This is a genomic window from Brenneria izbisi (genome assembly GCF_025840185.1).
GTDB classification, from domain to species: Bacteria; Pseudomonadota; Gammaproteobacteria; order Enterobacterales; family Enterobacteriaceae; genus Brenneria; species Brenneria izbisi.
Window position 1 is genome coordinate 348,473 of record NZ_JAMPJU010000001.1, and the last position, 16,580, is coordinate 365,052.

Consider the following 16,580-nt stretch of genomic DNA (forward strand, 5'->3'; position numbering starts at 1 on the left):
AAGGATGGTTAATTACGCTTCATCGTCGTCGTCCGCTTGGCGGGCGGCGCGTTGGATCGGCAGATAGATTTCCACCCGATCGCCTTCATGGACTTCAGTGTCTGCGGCGCACAGGCGTCCAAAGACGCCCATGCGATGCGTATCCGGGTCGAGCCAGGGAAACAGCGCGGGCAACGGGGAGGCCAAAAACGCTTCGCGCAAGGTGATGGGCGCGGGCAGATCCATCTCGACGCAACGGCTTTGGTCGCCATTGACATGGGCGATAGTGAATTTCATCAGCGGCAGCCTCCGCAGCCCGCGCCGCAGCCGGCGCTAGTCTCTTTCTTCAGTACGTCGGTGCCGTAGCGCAGCACTTTAATGCCGCGAATTCCCGCCAGAACAAACCCCATCACTACAAACCCGCCGGGCGGCAACAGCATCAGAATAAAGCCGTCATAATTGGGCAACAGATGCATTTCCAGAAAACGAAACGCCGGTCCCAGCAATTGTTCCGCGCCGCTGAACAGCGTTCCGCTGCCGATAATTTCGCGGATCGCGCCCATGGAGGTCAGGCCCAGGGTAAAGCCTAACCCAGTTGCAATGCCGTCCAGCGTGGCGGCGATCGGCGGGTTGTGGGCGGCAAAGGATTCCGCGCGCCCCAGCAGGGCGCAGTTCGCCACGATCAGCGGAATAAACAGGCCGAGGATTTTGTGCAGATCATGCATCCAGGCATTCATCGTCAGATCGAGTACCGTCACCAGGCTGGAGATGATCAGAATATAAACCGGAATGCGGATCTGATTGGGCGTCAGGCGGCGCAGCAGCGATACCAGTAAATTAGCGCCCCCCAGTACCGCCGTGGTCATGATGCCCATCCCGAAACCGTTGGTGGCGGTGGTGGTCACGGCCATCAGCGGACAGAGTCCGAGGATCTGCACGTAGGTGATGTTATTGGTCCAGATCCCGCGGACCAGAATATCGCGGTAGGCGGGACGATCGACCGGCGCGGTGGCGGTAATCTCACTCATTGGCTTTCTCCTGCGTTAAACCCAGCAATTGAGCACGATGGCGTTGGAACAGTTGCAGTGTCCGGTGCACGCCCTTTACCACAGCGCGCGGGGTAATGGTGGCCCCGGTGAAGGCATCGAAATCGCCGCCGTCTTTTTTGACATGCCACTGTTTTTCCGTGGTGTTTTGCAGCGACTTGCCGTTAAACCCCAATATCCAGTCGCTGCGGTTTACTTCGATTTTGTCGCCCAGGCCCGGTGTTTCCGTGTGGGAGATAACCCGCACGCCGGTCAGTTCGCCATGGGCGTCAATACCGATCAGCAAGTTGATGATGCCGCTGTAACCTTTCTCGCCGCCAAACATCACCACGCCGCTTGGCTGGCCTTGCAGGGTTGCCCGATAAACCCGCACCGGCGCGCCATCCAGCGTAAATATCACTTCGCTGTCGCTGAGCAGGTTGTCATGCAGTTCATCGGGGAAGACCGCCGCCAACTGGCGCTGGGTATCTTCCTGATGGCGCAATTCAATCTCGGCGTAGGTTGACCACCAGGTGCCGGCAATCATCAGGCTGATGAGCAGAGTAAAGGTGCCGAGCAACAAGCTCAGGTTGACGGGGTGACTGCGTGGCGGCCAGCGCAGTTTGGTATCTGAAGTGGCAGCCATGTTATTTCTCCTTTTGCGTCTGGTAGCCATAGGCCCGCGGACGCGTCCAGCTATCGATCAACGGGGTGATGGCGTTCACCAGCAGAATGGCAAAGGCCACGCCTTCGGGATAATGGCCAAAACTGCGGATGGCCCAGACCAGAAAGCCCGCCAGCGCGCCGTAATACAGGCGGCCACGCGGACTACCGGGGCCGGTGACCGGATCGGTAATGATAAATACGGCGCCCAGCATCAACCCGCCGGTAGTGAGTTGCGCCAGCGGCGGTAAAATGGATTGCGGCGCAATAAACCATTGGATCATCCCTGGCAACAGGCAGCCGACCAGCATGGCGACCGGGGCATGCCAACTGAAAACCCGCTGTTGCAATAACCACAGGCCGCTTAGCGCGAGCAATAAGGTGGAGGTTTCGCCGAAGCTGCCGTTATGGGTGCCCAGCAGCGCGTTTTCCCAAGAGAACGAGGCCGATGACTGTTCACGAAACGCGCCGAGTAAGGTGGCGCTGGTGGCGCCATCGGTATGCAAGGAGTAGACCGCGCCGTTCCAGAACTCGGTCGGCACTACCCACTGCGTCATTTGCACCGGGAAAGCGATCAGCACCACTACCCGCGCCAGCATCGCCGGATTGAACAGGTTTTGTCCCAGCCCGCCGTAAATATGTTTACCCAGCAGGATGGCGACGGCGGAGCCAAACGCGCCCAACCACAGCGGAGCATGGGGCGGCAGACTCAGGGCGAACAGCAGGGCTGTCAGCAAGGCGCTGCCGTCGAACACATGACCGAGCGAAACCGGGTTGGCCCGCAGGCACAAGGCTTCGCACAGCAAGGCGGTGATAATACAGGTGACCATCAGCATCAACGCCGGGGCGCCAAACTGGACAATCCCCAGCATAACCACCGGCATCAACGCCAGATTCACTTTATACATCAGGTTTTGGGTACTTAGCCCCTGATGAACATGAGGTGATGTCAACATGCGGAACCCTCCACCGGCGCATCCGGCGCAATGTTACGGCGGCGCGACGGTCTGGCCGCTTTCGCCGAAGCTTTTTCGGCGGCTTCACGGGCTAGCCGTTCCTGCCGCCGCAGACTATTGGCGCCGGCGCGTTGCATTTTGTTGTCCCGGCGTTGTTCCAGCCGTAATTGTTGTTGTCCCCAGTCGAAGAACTGAGTCAGCGGCAGTACGGCGGGGCAAACCCATGAACAGGAACCGCACAATAAACAGCTATTCAACCCCAGATCGCGGGCGTTATTCAGTTGGTCAATCTTCAACTCGGCCAGCATTGCCAGCGGCGGCAACCCCATCGGGCAGGCATCCACACAGCGGCCGCAACGCAAACAGGCGCTGCTGTGCGGCTGGGGAATTTCATCTTCGGTCAGCAGCAGCAATCCGCTGGTGCCTTTGGTGATGGGGGCGTTGAGATCGGTGGTCGCGCGGCCCATCATCGGCCCGCCGAGGATCATCCGCGCCGGTGTGCTTTTCAGCCCGCCGCAGGCGGCAATAATGGTGTTGATCGGCGTTCCGATCGGCACCAGCAGATTACCGGGTTCTTCAATCGCCCGGCCGCTGACGGTAATCACCCGGTGAGTCAAGGGCTGACGGAAACGAATAGCCTGGAAGATAGCGATACAGGTGCCGACGTTCTGAACCAGTACACCCATTTCCGGCGAACGTTTGTTGTGTGGGATCTGCTGTCCGGTCACCGCTTCTATCAACTGCTTGGCGGAGCCCATTGGATAGAGCGACGGCAACGCCACCACCTCGATATCGGGTTCATCCTGACACAGCCTGTCAAGACGCAGAATGGCCGCGCGTTTGTTGTCTTCAATCCCGATATAGACCTGACGCGCGTTGGTAAGCTGTTGCAGATAGCGGATGCCGCCAATCAGAAATTCGGCCTGTTCCTGCATCATGCGTTCGTCGGCGGTGATGTAGGGTTCGCACTCGCCGCCATTGATGATCAGGTAGTTAATGTCATGGCGCATCGCCAGACGGATTTTATCCGCCGCCGGGAACATGGCGCCGCCCATGCCGACAATCCCGGCCTGCGCGATAAGCGACAGCATGCGCTCCACGCTGCTGTCTTCGGTGGTGCTCAGGCGAGAAACATGCGTGGTGGCGGGTTGCGTGCGCAGTTGAATATAGCCGGCGTCGCCGGTCACGATTTCCGTCACGAGCGCATCGGTCGGACTGTGTATCGGCGCGGACATTCGGCCAAATGGCTGGGCCAGGCATTGACCTTTCGTGACAGCGTCACCAATTGTCGCCACTGGAATAGCAGCAGCGCCGGTATGCTGGCGCAACGGCAGCACCAGTTTTTCCGGTGTGGGCAACGTTCGAATCGCCCGCTCGCGGGTTAAGGATTTATGGCTATAAGGACGAATGCCGCCGTGGGGCGTCGTGAGGGCTTTAAGCATAGTTGGGCTCCTGACGCTGCGCTAAAGCAGGTTTGGCGACGGTGGGGGTAAGTTGCGGATCGGCATAAAGATGGATGCTGTCTTGCGGACAGATATCGACACAGGAACCGCAGCCGGTACAGTCTTCGCTGAGTACGCCATGTAATTGACGTGTAGCGCCGATAATCGCATCAAAGGCGCACTGTTTGAGGCAACGACCGCAACCATCGCACCTTTCAGGGTTGATCATCGCCACCATCGGCCCTTGCGTCTCGCTGTCATCCAGACTGACGCCCATCAGGGCGGCGATGCGCTGCGCCACCGCGTTGCCGCCAGGGGCGCAGATGGTAACGGCGGCTTCTCCGCTGGCCATGGCGACCGCAGCCTGACGGCAGCCGGGATAGCCGCACTGACCGCATTGGCCGCTTGGCAATAACGCCGTAATGCTATCGACCATCGGGTCGCTTTCTATTTTCAGGTAGATGGCGGCGTAACCGAGCAATGCGCCGATTATCGCGGAGATAAGCGGCAGGGCGAGTAAAGTCAGTATCAACATCTCACCCCCTCATGATGACAATCCGGCAAAGCCGGTAAAGGCCAGCGCCAGAATACTGGCGGTAATAAAATTGAGCGGCGTCCCTTTGAATAACAACGGCGGCAGCGCGCTGGCCTGCCGTTCACGCAGTCCGGCAAAAATAATCATCACCAGCGAATACCCCAGTGAGGCGCTAAAGCCAAAAAATACGCTGTGGGTAAAATTCAGCCGATCCTGAAGCACCAGTAACGCCACGCCCAGCACGGCGCAGTTGGTGGTAATCAGCGGAAGAAAAATGCCCAGTGAGCGGTAGAGGGGCGGACTGTATTTGGCGATCACCATTTCAATCAACTGAACCAGCGAGGCAATGAGCAGAATGACCGAGAGCAAACGCAGGTAAACCAGATCGAGCGGGGCCAGGATCCAGTATTCAACCAACCAACCTAATGCCGAACCCAGTGTAATCACCACCGTGGTCGCAATAGATATCCCTATCGCCGCCTTGACCTGATGGGTGACGCCCATAAAGGAACAGAGTCCCAAAAAGCGCGCCAGCACCACATTGTTGACCAGAATATTAGCCAGCATGATTAACAATATCTCTTTCATTTCTCCCCCAGAGGTCAAGATTCCCTGAGGGGTATTGCGAAAGGCGTGCCAGCTTCAACTGGTTAATAAATGTTCAAACAAGGTGCAGAAATATGCGCTAAAAGCGGGCAACGTAGCGACAGAAAATGGCGTGACAGCGATCACAGATGACGGAAATCGGCATATAGCGGCAAAAACCCACATCCTGATCAAGGTTTTTGCGGTTTTTTCGCGGAGGGGAATAAATCTTGCACTGTAAATAGGGGTATTTCATGTCGTTCGATGTCTGTTCCGTAATCTGACAATTTGTCATGAAGCCGACAGACTCGCTATGCAAACCGGAGGGGCCGGGATGAGTTCATCGTTAGTCTTGGATGATGTGCAGTTGATTACATCATCGCTGGGAGGAAAAGGGCTGCACGCGACGCTCTTTCATACGGCTGTCGAACAATCTTCAGTGGCGATTTCGATTACCGATCCACAGGCCAATATTGTGTATGCCAACCCCGCTTTCTGTGAATTGAGCGGTTACGCGCTGCATACATTAATGGGCGCCAATCATAATCTGCTTTCCAGTCACCAGACGCCCGCTTCGGTATACCAGTCGTTATGGGCGACGATTACCGCCGGCAATTCGTGGAGCGGTCAGCTTATCAATCAGCGCAAGGATATGTCGCTCTATCTGGCGGAAATCACCATTTCCCCGATCGTCAATGCGCAAGGAGAAATTGAATATTATCTCGGCATGCATAAAGACATCAGCGAACGCTACGCGCTGGCGCAGCGGGTGCGTAACCAAATGACGCTGATTTCCGCGGTGTTGAATAATATTCCGGCGGCGGTGGTGGTAGTGGAAGGAGAGCAAAAGATCGTGATGGACAATCTGGCCTACAAAACGCTCAGCGCCGATTGTGACGGCCAGGAACCGCTGGCGTTGCTGGATTGCCTGAATGGTAACGAGAATTCCGCCATGACGCCGTTGACCATTCGCGGCGTACAGCGTTGGTTTGCGGTAAGTTGCTGGCCGCTGCACGCGGTCAATGAGGAAGCCAGTCTCTATTTCACCGACAACGCGCTGCCGCGACAGTTGGTGGTGATTGTCGATTGCACCGAGCAGCAACGACAAATGACGCAGGATCGCCGGGCGCAACTTGAGCGCCAGATTAGCGTCAATAAAATGATGGCGGCGATCCGCGAAACGCTGGACGCCGCGTTAATTCAGCTCAGTTGCCCGTTAAACATGCTGTCCGCCGCGCTGCGTCTGAATCCCGATATCGATAATGTCGCGCTGCGCACCGCCTGGAATGAAGGAAAAGACGCGATCGCCCGTCTGACGGCATGTCGTCCTCCATTACAGCAGGAACCGCAAGAGCGCGTTCCCGTCAGCGCGATGATGACGGATCTGGCCGATATCTATCGGTATCGTATGGGGCCGTCCGGCAAGCTGGTATGGTCTTGTTCCTCACCGGATCTCAGCCTGCGCGGTCAGAGAACGTTGATTCTGACCGCCTTGAGCCTGTGGCTTGATCGCTGCCTGGCATTGGCGGGGAAAATACGGGATGAGATGTTGATCGTCATTCAGGTCAGGCAGCAATGCCAGCGACTGTGCTTTGTCGTCACCGATAACCTTCCGTCCTGCATGCAGGAGGCGGCTCACCCGATGAACGAAATATTGGCGACCGGTCAATGCATGGAATTGCGTTTGATACAGATGCTCATGTCGCAGCTGCGAGGCTCAGTTACCACCGAACAAACGGCATCAGACGGCACCTTGATGATGCTCATGCTGCCAGTTGATAGCTTCTGCCTCACCGATATTGAAGCTTTGGGAGGATAAATGGCACATTTCCCCACGACAGAACGACTTTCCCGACGCCTCGATTCACAGCAACAGGTGGTGGCGTTGCATAAAATCAGTGTGGCGTTGAGCCATTCTTTGGATGTGCAGCACACGCTGCAAGAGATGATCCAGGCGCTGCACGATCATGCATTTATGCAATACGGCATGGTGTGTCTGTTTGATAAGGATCGTGCCTCGCTGTTTATTGAAGCGTTGCAAGGCGCGGACACACAGGTGGTCAAAGGCGGGCGCGGCGTGCGTTATCGGGTTGGCGAAGGCATTCTGGGCACCGTGATGAGCCAGCGGACATCGCTGGTGCTGCCGCGGGTATCGGACGATCCGCGTTTTCTCGATCGCCTCAATCTCTATGATTATGCGCTGCCGTTTATCTGCGTACCGATCCCCGGCCCGGATGCGATGCCGCTTGGCGTGCTGGCGGCCCAGCCGATGGAACTGCATGAAGACAGATTGCCTTCCAGCACTCGTTTTCTGGAAATGGTGGCTAACCTGATTGCGCAAACCGTACGCTTAATCGGGCATGCCAAAGGAGAAAGCGAAGCGCTGCGCAGTGAACGCGACAGCCTGCGGCGAAAAGTTCAGCAGCAGTATGGTTTTGACAATATCGTCGGTAAAAGTCAGCCGATGCGACATATCTTTGACCTGATGCGTCAGGTATCGCGCTGGGACACCACGGTGCTGATCCGGGGAGAAAGTGGCACAGGTAAAGAGATGATCGCCAACGCCATTCACTACAACTCCCCGCGTGCCGGTACGCCGTTTGTGAAATTCAACTGTGCGGCGTTGCCCGATTCACTGCTTGAAAGCGAACTGTTCGGCCATGAAAAAGGGGCCTTTACCGGGGCGGTCAAGCAGCGCAAAGGGCGTTTTGAACTGGCGGATGGCGGCACATTGTTTCTGGATGAAATCGGCGAGAGCAGCGCGTCGTTTCAGACCAGGTTACTGCGTATTTTGCAGGAAGGCGAAATGGAGCGTGTCGGCGGCGATGAGACGCTGAGGGTGGATGTGCGCATCATCGCGGCAACCAACCGCAACCTGGAAGATGAAGTCAGAGCCGGGAATTTTCGTGAAGATCTCTATTACCGACTGAATGTGATGCCGATTTTTTTGCCGCCGTTACGTGAACGGCTTGAGGATGTACAGGATCTGGCGCAGTTTCTGATCGCCAAGCTCAGCAAGCGGCAAGGTCGGGAACTGCATATCAGCGACGGCGCGATACGCTTGCTGATGAGCTATGACTGGCCGGGTAATGTACGCGAACTGGAAAACTGTCTGGAGCGAGCCGCGGTGATGGCGGAGGACGGGTTAATTGACCGGGATGTTATTCTGTTCAACTACAAAGAGAATTCGCTGGCGCCGTTTAACCGCAACAAAATCGCCAATGATGTTGGTACAAATATGAATCATGAACCTGACATTGAAAATATTCAGGATGAGCGGCAGCGTTTAATCGCCGCGCTGGAACGCACTGGCTGGGTACAAGCCAAAGCCGCCCGTTTGTTGGGAATGACGCCGCGCCAGGTGGCGTATCGTATTCAGATTATGAATATTAATATGCAGCGTATGTGAGGTGCGTTATGAGTAAAGGGGATGTCGGATAATGCAAAAATTAAGGACAATAAAAATAATTTTATTTTTAATTATTTTTATTAAATTAATTCTCTTATGTACACTATTTGGATGGCTGTTAAATAAACGATAAAAATAATAAGTTCTTTAATATTTTAGAGTGAATGTGATATGGGTAACATCTAAAAATAAAATAACCTTCAGTATATTGATAGAGGGGAAACCGCTATGATTGCTGCGACGCATAATAATATAGATTATTTCATTGAGTACATAAGGAATAATCGTGAACTTGCCAGAGGGGAGTTGGCAAGAGGAAGAATTAACTATTTGAATAATAATAGGGGGAATTGATGAATTTTATGGTTTTTTCGGCCTTATTTATTTCGCTTGTCTCCTTTTCTTCATATGCCAAGACATATAATAATTATTTAGAGGAAAGTGAAAATGGTATATGTAAAGCGTTGATTGAAAAAGAAGGACATTATGCGATATATCGTTGCGGATCTTTGATGGTTGATGACTCCCAAAAAAAATTGATAAAAAGGATGTCAGAGATAAATAAAGCGCTAAAAAAGATAAACAATAATGAGATAACTAATGCGTTTATGCGCGACCAACTGTCCTGGGAAGCTTATAAAAGAGAACGGTGTGCTTATATTACGTTAGGTATAGATAAAGAGAGCAGCGAGTATCAATTTAATTTAGATATATGTAATGCTGTTGAAAATTACCGAAGGATAGAAACTCTGGAAGGAGAACCCTCTTTTCCCTAGCTGTGTACCTCAAACACCATGGATGTACATGAGTTGCAATTGGGCTTCTGGCCCTTGGTATGCCGTCCGTCGACCATACCAATGTCGCATTCAATACATTGTCAGACAATGTCAGTTATGAAGCAGTAAAGTTAATCGCTAACTCTCTATAAAATAAACGTTTTCTCTTCGTGATTGTCCGGCATGCCGTTTGCACCAAAGAGATGAGGTCGCTCATTATTGAGGTTAAGCATATGACAGACAACGCATCTCTTTCAGGCAAACGATCATGCGGGCCGATGAATACGGCGCATTTTACCCCTTTACAGGCGGATAAAGTGTCTCGCCACCCTTGTTACTCGCCGCTGGCCCATCATCGCTACGCCCGAATGCATCTGGCGGTGGCGCCTGCCTGCAATCTGCAATGCAACTATTGCAACCGCAAGTACGATTGCAGCAATGAATCCCGTCCCGGCGTTGTCTCGGAACTTTTATCGCCAGAGCAAGGGATCGCCAAAGCGAAATATGTCGCATCGCAGATCCCGCAATTGTCGGTGATTGGCATTGCCGGGCCGGGCGATCCGCTGGCTAACATTGCCCGTACCTTTAAAACGCTGGAAGGTCTGAGGGCGGCGTTGCCGGACATTAAATTGTGCCTGTCGACCAATGGCCTGATGCTGCCGGATGTCATCGATCGATTGGTGGATATCGGCGTCGATCATGTCACCGTTACGGTGAATGCCATCGATGCCGTGATTGCCGAAAAAATCTATGACGGCTTGTGGTATGAAGGCGACAAACTGAACGGGCGTATCGCCGCCGATTTGCTGATTGAACGACAGGGTGAAGGCATTCGCAAACTGGCGGAACATGGCATTATGGTGAAAGTGAACTCTGTTCTGATCCCGGAAATCAATGCCGCGCATCTCAGTGAGGTCAGCTTGCAGGCGCGCCAATGGGGAGCCGTGCTGCATAATGTGATGCCGCTGATTGCCAGGCCGGAGCATGGCACCCGGTTTGGTCTGGAAGGCGTGCGCGAGCCGGATGTGGAAATGCTGGGCGAGGTGCGCAGCCAGTGCGGACGACATATGCCGCAAATGGCGCATTGCCAACAGTGCCGCGCCGATGCGATAGGGATGCTGGGCGAAGATCGCAGCCAGGCGTTTCCGCTGGCGTCATTGCCCGATCGCCAGGAATCGTGGCTGCCAGCATTGTTCCGGCGGGCAAGCATTCAGGCCAGCATCGCGTCACAGGGAGAATCGGAAGAAGCCGATGCCTGTCTGGTGGCCGTCGCAAGCGGACAAGGCGAGGTGATCGATCAACATTTTGGTCAGGTGGATCGCTTTCATATTTTCAGTATCTCCCGTGCAGGCATTCTCCCGTTGGGCGAGCGTTTCACCCCGCGCTACTGTAAGAGTCCGACGGAGTGCGAGGAAGGCGAATCAGAAGATCGGCTGGAGCAGGTTATGGCGTTGCTGGCGGATGTCAAAGCCGTATTTTGCGCCCGTATCGGGATGACGCCCTGGCAGCGCCTGGAAGCGGAGGGTATCGAACCCTGTGTCAACGGCGCATGGCAACCGGTTCGCAAAACGCTGGAACAATGGTGGATGCAACGTGCTCAGGTGGAGGTCAGTCGGCAGGGGGTGGCATGATGACAATCTTACCCACGCCGCTGGCATGGCTGTGTTATCTGGTCGATAATCACTTGCAAGGGCTGGCGCGTTTCCCCGCCCAGATGCATCTGAATGACGACGACTGGCAACGGCTGTTGCGGCGAGTGGGACGCGAGACGCCAGCGCGTCCCGCACCGCTGGCGCAGCAGGATGCCTTGTTGAGTATGTTGCTGCGGCCACGCCAGCAGGAATGCGAGCAGTTGGCGAATTGGCTGCTGCAATATATGGATGAAGACGCGGCGCCGATGCACTGGTTAATCGCCAGCGCTTCAATGAGTTTCAATCATCTGTGGCAGGATTTGGGGCTGGCGTCACGTGGCGAACTACGTGAATTGATGACCGTCTGCTTTGCGCCGCTGGTTGAAATGAATGCGCAGAACATGCGCTGGAAAAAATTTTTCTATCGTCAGTTATGTCTGTCGGCGGAGGGGGAACTGATCTGCCGTTCGCCATCCTGTGAAAGCTGTAGTGAAGTTGCCGTCTGTTTTGCGCCGGAGGTTTGATTACGCCGGCAAAATTGTTTTTCAAACGCCGAGCTCTCGCATCAGCGCTGTACGCTCAAATAAATGTTCCCGCAGCCTGGTTAGCAATAGCCTTATCGCCGGGGAGAACTGTTTGCGATGGGGACAAATTAAATGTAACGGCGCGGCTTCTCCCTGTTGTTCGGGGAGCAATACTTCCAGCCTGCCGGCGACTACGTCCGCGCATACATCAATCCAGGATTTATAGGCGATCCCCAAACCCTCCAGCGCCCAGCGGCGCGCGACGTCGGCGTCATCGCACTGGAGGCGGCCATTGACCGCCACATAGCGGCGAACGCCATTTTCCTGAAATATCCACTTATCATAAACGCGGCCATTCAATGAATAGAGCAGACAACGGTGTGTGACGAGATCCTCCAGTTTACGCGGGTATCCCGCTTTTTCCAGATAGCGGGGGGACGCCACCAGTACCCGGCGATTGTCTTCTGCCAGCGGTAAGGCCACATAGCTGCCGTTTTCCGCGATACCGTAGCGAATGGCGATATCCACCGGATCCCGAAAGACATCACTGACGTGATCGGAAAGAAACAGGCGAAGCGTCAGTTTCGGGTATGCGTCACAAAATTCGGTGATCAACGGCAACAGCACATTACGCCCGATATCGGAAGGGAGCGCAATTTTCAGTTCGCCCTGAATGTCATGTGTTTCGCCATACAGCGCTTCCTGACTGGTCTTCAGTATTTCCAGCATTTCGTACGCGAACGGCAGATATTTTTCCCCTTCGGCGGTCAGGCGCAGGCTGCGTGTGGAACGGGCGAAAAGTCGTATGTCCAGTTCCCGTTCAAGACGTTGAATAGCGGCGCTGACCTGTCCCGGCAGTAAATTGGCCTCCCGCGCGGCATTGGAAAAACTGCCTAGCGCAGCGGAACGAACGAAAAGGGTGAGATCTTCAAGACGAATCATTTTCACTCCTGGCGTTAAAGTCTTAATCTAATATACCTATTTTTAGAAAAATTAACCCGACGTAAGCTGTACGCCGCAGTCGTGACAAATGACGATCCTTATCTTTTCTTTCAAATGATTGCCCGGAGAAAACAAGAATGAAAGCTGTTGTCTATAGCCAACATGGTTTACCAATACAAAACCCTGACGCCTTGTATGACACCGAGATGGCGAAACCGGAACCCGGCCCGCATGATTTGCTGGTGAAAATCCGCGCTATTGCCGTCAATCCGGTGGATACCAAAGTCCGCACTCATTCACCGACCGATCAGCCGCGTATTCTGGGATGGGATGCGGTGGGCGCGGTGGAAGCCGTGGGTAATGCGGTCACGCTGTTTAAACCCGGTGATGAGGTGTTCTACGCCGGTTCAATTATTCGTCCCGGTTCCTATGCGCAATACGGTGTGGTTGATGAGCGTATTGCCAGCCATAAACCAACTTCGCTGAATGATGCGGACGCGGCGGCGCTGCCCTTGACTTCCCTGACCGCATGGGAGTTGCTGTTCGACCGGTTGGGCGTGGAAGAAGGGGGCGGGGAAGGCGATGCTCTGCTGATTATCGGCGCGGCAGGCGGCGTCGGCTCGATTATGACGCAACTGGCGCGTCAACTGACCGGACTGCGTGTGATTGGCACGGCTTCGCGGCCTGAGACGACCGAATGGGTACGCAACCTGGGGGCGCATGATGTGATCGATCATTCCCGTCCGCTGACGGAGGAATTGAATAAGATCGGTGTTTCTCAGGTTCGCTATGTCGCCAGCCTGACCCAGACTGACAAACATTATGCGCAAATCATTGAAGCACTGGCGCCGCAGGGAAGATTCGGGGTTATCGACGACCCCGCGACGCTTGATGCGATGCCGCTGAAGCGCAAGTCTATCTCATTGCACTGGGAGGTGATGTTCACGCGTTCTCTGTTCGAAACCGAGGATATGATTCGCCAGCACGAGATACTGGAACGGGTGCGTGACTTGGTGGATAACGGTACGATCCGCACCACGCTGGGCAATCATTTCGGCACGATTAATGCCGAAAACCTGCGCCGTGCTCATGAACTGATTGAAAGTGGCCGGTCGCTGGGCAAGATTGTTCTTGAGGGTTTTTAGGTCGTCATTCGCCAACAACACGCTGTGATACAACGCATGCCGTATACAAAAAAGGCTATCCTATCCTAATCTTATAGCGATAGGTGGTCTTAAAAATCAGTCACGGGAGAACGACATGAGGAACGGTGTGATAAAGAAAGGGATTTGCGGCCTGTTGTTGGCGCTGCCGCTGTGTGCGCTGGCAGATAGCGGCGATGCTGACCGGATAGCGGGTTATACCTCGCAAGATCTGGTCGCCGCATTTCCTGAAAAAGTATTGAATATGACGCAACGCGAGGTGGTGGTTGATGCGCCAAATCACGCATTGCAAGCGGAGTATATCGATAATCTCTCCAGTAATAAGGCGTTGGTGACGCTTTATACGTTACCGCCTGACAAAAACGGCAAGGTGCCGGAAGCTTCGCTGGACAGCGATCTGGACCGGGTTATCGCCAGTACGGAAAAAGAGATGCTGCTCCAGCGCATTCGACCGGACAAGCGGGATGTGCCTGTTGACGGGACGACGCGGTTCCGTTGTTTACAGACCACGCTGAACAATAAAGTGTTGCATTCCCTGTGTTCCATGCTGGTCAAAGGACGAGTGCTGGAAATTCAGGCGATTAATATGCTGGATAATGTTCAGAATGAGGCGGGCAATCAGGCGGTGATCAGCCAGCAGGATAAGTTTGTGGCAGCCATGGGCAACGCGCTGTTGTCGTTCAAAAAGCCCTGAAGCTGGGAAAACCCACTCTGCGCTGACGCCAGCGAAGGATATTCAGGACGCGGCAGGAAGGCCGTCTGGTAAAGATAAGGGGCAACGAAACGTGGATATTGGCGCGTAGTTTGAAAAAAGTTTTACTTCATTATAAAAAATCCACGCAGGCGCGTGGATTTTAAGTGTGCTATTTAGCCGCTACGCTATTGTAGCGACAGGAAATATGATTAGACGTTGAACAAGAAATTCATCACATCGCCATCTTTTACAATGTAATCTTTGCCTTCCGAGCGCATTTTTCCGGCTTCTTTCGCGCCTTGTTCACCTTTATAGGTGATGAAGTCTTCATAGGAGATAGTTTGCGCGCGGATAAAGCCTTTCTCGAAGTCGGTGTGGATCTTGCCGGCCGCTTGTGGGGCGGTGGCGCCGACAGGGATAGTCCAGGCGCGAACTTCTTTCACGCCAGCGGTGAAGTAGGTTTGCAGATTCAGCAGTTCATAGCCGGCACGAATAACCCGGTTCAACCCCGGTTCTTCCAGACCTAACTCAGCCATAAATTCCGCGCGATCGGCATCGTCCAGTTCCGCAATGTCGGATTCGACGGCGGCGCACACCGCTACGACGACGGAACCTTCTTTCGCCGCGATTTCGCGAACTTTATCAAGGTAGGGGTTATTCTCGAAACCGTCTTCGTTAACGTTGGCGATATACATGGTTGGCTTGAGCGTCAGGAAGCTCAGATAGCGGATGGCGGCTTTGTCTTCTTCCGTCAGATCCAACGAACGCAGCATACCTGCGTTTTCCAGATGCGGCAGACATTTTTCCAGCGCGGCTAATTCAGCTTTGGCGTCTTTATCTCCGCCTTTGGCTTTTTTCTGTACGCGGTGTATCGCACGTTCGCAGGTGTCAAGGTCAGACAACGCCAGTTCGGTGTTGATGACGTCAATGTCGTCCGCCGGATCGACTTTATTATTCACATGGATAATGTTGTCGTTTTCAAAACAACGCACCACATGACCGATGGCTTCCGTTTCACGAATGTTGGTCAGGAACTGGTTACCCAGACCTTCACCTTTGGACGCCCCTTTTACCAGGCCGGCGATATCAACAAACTCCATTGTGGTGGGGAGAATACGCTGTGGCTTGACGATTTCAGCCAGTTTGTCCAGACGCGGATCCGGCATCGGCACCACGCCGGTATTCGGCTCAATGGTACAAAACGGGAAGTTGGCCGCTTCGATACCGGCTTTGGTCAGCGCATTGAACAGAGTGGATTTACCGACGTTAGGCAGCCCGACGATACCGCATTTGAATCCCATGTTTATATCACCTTAAATAACTTATTTATCAGGCAATTACTTTCGTGTGCCTGTCAGAATGGAAATATTCCGGCCGATTATACACGGAATGATGATTTATCTCGAACCGCCATCGGCATCGGTGAGTGAATTATGCCGCTTTGAACGCGTGTAAACGGTTCATCGCCTTCACCATGTCTTCTTTCAACAGGATTTCCGTGCAGCGAACCGCTTCTTCAATCACACTATCGATCAACGTCTGTTCGCTGGTTGGCGGTTTGCCTAATACAAAACCGGTCACCTTGCTTTTATCGCCCGGATGCCCAATACCGATACGCAAACGATGAAAGTTGGGGTTATTACCCAACTTGCTGATAATGTCTTTCAGGCCGTTGTGACCGCCGTGACCGCCGCCTAACTTGAGTTTGGCAACGCCGGGCAATAAGTCCAGTTCATCATGGGCGACCAGAATTTCATCCGGTTGAATACGGTAGAACGTCGCCATCGCCGCCACAGCTTTGCCGCTGAGGTTCATAAAAGTGGTGGGAACCAGTAAACGGATGTCATGTTCGGCCAGCGTGAAACGAGAGGTATAGCCGAAGAACTTGCTTTCTTCTTTGAGCGGTTGACGGTAAGCGTCCGCCAGACGGTCAACGTACCAGGCGCCCGCGTTATGGCGGGTTGCGGCATATTCGGCGCCGGGATTAGCCAGACCGACAATTAATTTAATGCTGCTCACGGTAATATTCCAACTACACAGTATTGATGCGGTGTTCACGGAACATCGCATGATGCAAATAAGTCATGAAGGCGCTAGTTTACACACAGGGTAGGTTGAACGCCAAACCCCCAGTAATTAATACCTCTTAGTGACTATTCAGACTTTTGTCTATTTATTTGTTTTAAACGTAAAAAAATATTAATTTCTCCTTGTATCTGTGATCTTGCACCCAATCATTCGATTGTTTCCTTGTCT

At 53.8% G+C, this 16,580-nt stretch carries 17 protein-coding genes; 7 read left to right on the top strand and 10 right to left on the bottom strand.

Annotated features, from left to right (window positions below):
• Positions 1-12: 12 nt before the first annotated feature.
• The 7 genes from NC856_RS01600 to rsxA are packed head-to-tail and all read right to left on the bottom strand — an operon-like array spanning position 13 to position 5,188.
• The gene (locus NC856_RS01600) at positions 13-276 is read right to left on the bottom strand and encodes an RnfH family protein (RefSeq protein ID WP_264088661.1); all 264 of its coding nucleotides are present in this window, start codon (positions 274-276) and stop codon (positions 13-15) included.
• Positions 276-1,007: an electron transport complex subunit E gene (locus NC856_RS01605; protein WP_264088662.1), complete on the bottom strand. Its 732-nt coding sequence runs from the start codon at positions 1,005-1,007 to the stop codon at positions 276-278. The genes NC856_RS01600 and NC856_RS01605 overlap by 1 nt, the downstream gene beginning before the upstream one ends.
• Positions 1,000-1,650: an electron transport complex subunit RsxG gene (rsxG, locus tag NC856_RS01610; protein ID WP_264088663.1), complete on the bottom strand. Its 651-nt coding sequence runs from the start codon at positions 1,648-1,650 to the stop codon at positions 1,000-1,002. The genes NC856_RS01605 and rsxG overlap by 8 nt, the downstream gene beginning before the upstream one ends.
• Position 1,651: 1 nt before the next feature.
• On the bottom strand, positions 1,652-2,623 hold the full coding sequence (locus NC856_RS01615; RefSeq protein WP_264088664.1) for an RnfABCDGE type electron transport complex subunit D: 972 nt from the start codon (positions 2,621-2,623) through the stop codon (positions 1,652-1,654).
• Complete coding sequence (rsxC, locus tag NC856_RS01620) at positions 2,617-4,065, bottom strand: electron transport complex subunit RsxC (RefSeq protein WP_264088665.1); 1,449 nt, start codon at positions 4,063-4,065, stop codon at positions 2,617-2,619. Before rsxC ends, NC856_RS01615 begins: the two co-directional genes overlap by 7 nt.
• The gene (locus NC856_RS01625) at positions 4,058-4,600 is read right to left on the bottom strand and encodes an RnfABCDGE type electron transport complex subunit B (protein WP_264088666.1); all 543 of its coding nucleotides are present in this window, start codon (positions 4,598-4,600) and stop codon (positions 4,058-4,060) included. Before NC856_RS01625 ends, rsxC begins: the two co-directional genes overlap by 8 nt.
• Before the next feature lie 9 nt (positions 4,601-4,609).
• Positions 4,610-5,188, bottom strand: a complete 579-nt coding sequence (gene rsxA / locus NC856_RS01630) for an electron transport complex subunit RsxA (RefSeq protein ID WP_264088668.1) — start codon at positions 5,186-5,188, stop codon at positions 4,610-4,612.
• A 331-nt stretch (positions 5,189-5,519) separates the two neighbouring features.
• On the opposite strand from rsxA, the gene nifL reads away from it, so the two are divergent.
• From nifL to NC856_RS01655, 5 genes are all read left to right on the top strand, one after another.
• Positions 5,520-7,004, top strand: coding sequence for a nitrogen fixation negative regulator NifL (gene nifL / locus NC856_RS01635; protein ID WP_264088669.1), 1,485 nt, complete (start codon positions 5,520-5,522; stop codon positions 7,002-7,004).
• A complete protein-coding gene (nifA, locus tag NC856_RS01640; protein WP_264088670.1) occupies positions 7,005-8,594 on the top strand; it encodes a nif-specific transcriptional activator NifA in 1,590 nt (529 codons plus the stop codon). It begins immediately after the preceding gene.
• Positions 8,595-8,947: 353 nt separating this feature from the next.
• Positions 8,948-9,370: a hypothetical protein gene (locus tag NC856_RS01645; RefSeq protein ID WP_264088671.1), complete on the top strand. Its 423-nt coding sequence runs from the start codon at positions 8,948-8,950 to the stop codon at positions 9,368-9,370.
• 233 nt (positions 9,371-9,603) lie between these two features.
• Entirely contained in the window at positions 9,604-11,001 is a 1,398-nt protein-coding gene (gene nifB, locus NC856_RS01650; RefSeq protein WP_264088672.1) for a nitrogenase cofactor biosynthesis protein NifB, read from the top strand.
• On the top strand, positions 11,001-11,525 hold the full coding sequence (locus NC856_RS01655) for a nitrogen fixation protein NifQ (RefSeq protein WP_264088885.1): 525 nt from the start codon (positions 11,001-11,003) through the stop codon (positions 11,523-11,525). Before nifB ends, NC856_RS01655 begins: the two co-directional genes overlap by 1 nt.
• 21 nt (positions 11,526-11,546) lie before the next feature.
• On the opposite strand, the gene NC856_RS01660 is transcribed toward NC856_RS01655, so the two are convergent.
• Positions 11,547-12,467, bottom strand: coding sequence for a LysR family transcriptional regulator (locus tag NC856_RS01660; RefSeq protein ID WP_264088673.1), 921 nt, complete (start codon positions 12,465-12,467; stop codon positions 11,547-11,549).
• Positions 12,468-12,604: 137 nt separating this feature from the next.
• On the opposite strand from NC856_RS01660, the gene NC856_RS01665 reads away from it, so the two are divergent.
• Positions 12,605-13,612, top strand: a complete 1,008-nt coding sequence (locus NC856_RS01665; RefSeq protein WP_264088674.1) for a zinc-binding alcohol dehydrogenase family protein — start codon at positions 12,605-12,607, stop codon at positions 13,610-13,612.
• A gap of 115 nt (positions 13,613-13,727) precedes the next feature.
• Positions 13,728-14,324 carry a hypothetical protein gene (locus NC856_RS01670; protein ID WP_264088675.1) on the top strand — a complete coding sequence of 199 codons (597 nt, stop codon included), beginning with the start codon at positions 13,728-13,730 and terminating at the stop codon, positions 14,322-14,324.
• A 209-nt stretch (positions 14,325-14,533) separates the two neighbouring features.
• On the opposite strand, the gene ychF is transcribed toward NC856_RS01670, so the two are convergent.
• Together ychF and pth are read right to left on the bottom strand one after the other, a co-directional pair.
• Positions 14,534-15,625, bottom strand: a complete 1,092-nt coding sequence (ychF, locus tag NC856_RS01675; protein ID WP_264088676.1) for a redox-regulated ATPase YchF — start codon at positions 15,623-15,625, stop codon at positions 14,534-14,536.
• A 130-nt stretch (positions 15,626-15,755) separates the two neighbouring features.
• Entirely contained in the window at positions 15,756-16,394 is a 639-nt protein-coding gene (gene pth, locus NC856_RS01680; RefSeq protein WP_264088677.1) for an aminoacyl-tRNA hydrolase, read from the bottom strand.
• Between the last annotated feature and the right edge of the window lie 186 nt (positions 16,395-16,580).

Excerpts from the sequence above, each read along its gene's own strand:
- NC856_RS01600 (WP_264088661.1), bottom strand. The coding sequence starts at position 276 with ATGAAATTCACTATCGCCCATGTCAATGGCGACCAAAGCCGTTGCGTC.
- NC856_RS01605 (WP_264088662.1), bottom strand. The coding sequence starts at position 1,007 with ATGAGTGAGATTACCGCCACCGCGCCGGTCGATCGTCCCGCCTACCGC.
- rsxG (WP_264088663.1), bottom strand. The coding sequence starts at position 1,650 with ATGGCTGCCACTTCAGATACCAAACTGCGCTGGCCGCCACGCAGTCAC.
- NC856_RS01615 (WP_264088664.1), bottom strand. The coding sequence starts at position 2,623 with ATGTTGACATCACCTCATGTTCATCAGGGGCTAAGTACCCAAAACCTG.
- rsxC (WP_264088665.1), bottom strand. The coding sequence starts at position 4,065 with ATGCTTAAAGCCCTCACGACGCCCCACGGCGGCATTCGTCCTTATAGC.
- NC856_RS01625 (WP_264088666.1), bottom strand. The coding sequence starts at position 4,600 with ATGTTGATACTGACTTTACTCGCCCTGCCGCTTATCTCCGCGATAATC.
- rsxA (WP_264088668.1), bottom strand. The coding sequence starts at position 5,188 with ATGAAAGAGATATTGTTAATCATGCTGGCTAATATTCTGGTCAACAAT.
- nifL (WP_264088669.1), top strand. The coding sequence starts at position 5,520 with ATGAGTTCATCGTTAGTCTTGGATGATGTGCAGTTGATTACATCATCG.
- nifA (WP_264088670.1), top strand. The coding sequence starts at position 7,005 with ATGGCACATTTCCCCACGACAGAACGACTTTCCCGACGCCTCGATTCA.
- NC856_RS01645 (WP_264088671.1), top strand. The coding sequence starts at position 8,948 with ATGAATTTTATGGTTTTTTCGGCCTTATTTATTTCGCTTGTCTCCTTT.
- nifB (WP_264088672.1), top strand. The coding sequence starts at position 9,604 with ATGACAGACAACGCATCTCTTTCAGGCAAACGATCATGCGGGCCGATG.
- NC856_RS01655 (WP_264088885.1), top strand. The coding sequence starts at position 11,001 with ATGACAATCTTACCCACGCCGCTGGCATGGCTGTGTTATCTGGTCGAT.
- NC856_RS01660 (WP_264088673.1), bottom strand. The coding sequence starts at position 12,467 with ATGATTCGTCTTGAAGATCTCACCCTTTTCGTTCGTTCCGCTGCGCTA.
- NC856_RS01665 (WP_264088674.1), top strand. The coding sequence starts at position 12,605 with ATGAAAGCTGTTGTCTATAGCCAACATGGTTTACCAATACAAAACCCT.
- NC856_RS01670 (WP_264088675.1), top strand. The coding sequence starts at position 13,728 with ATGAGGAACGGTGTGATAAAGAAAGGGATTTGCGGCCTGTTGTTGGCG.
- ychF (WP_264088676.1), bottom strand. The coding sequence starts at position 15,625 with ATGGGATTCAAATGCGGTATCGTCGGGCTGCCTAACGTCGGTAAATCC.
- pth (WP_264088677.1), bottom strand. The coding sequence starts at position 16,394 with ATGCGATGTTCCGTGAACACCGCATCAATACTGTGTAGTTGGAATATT.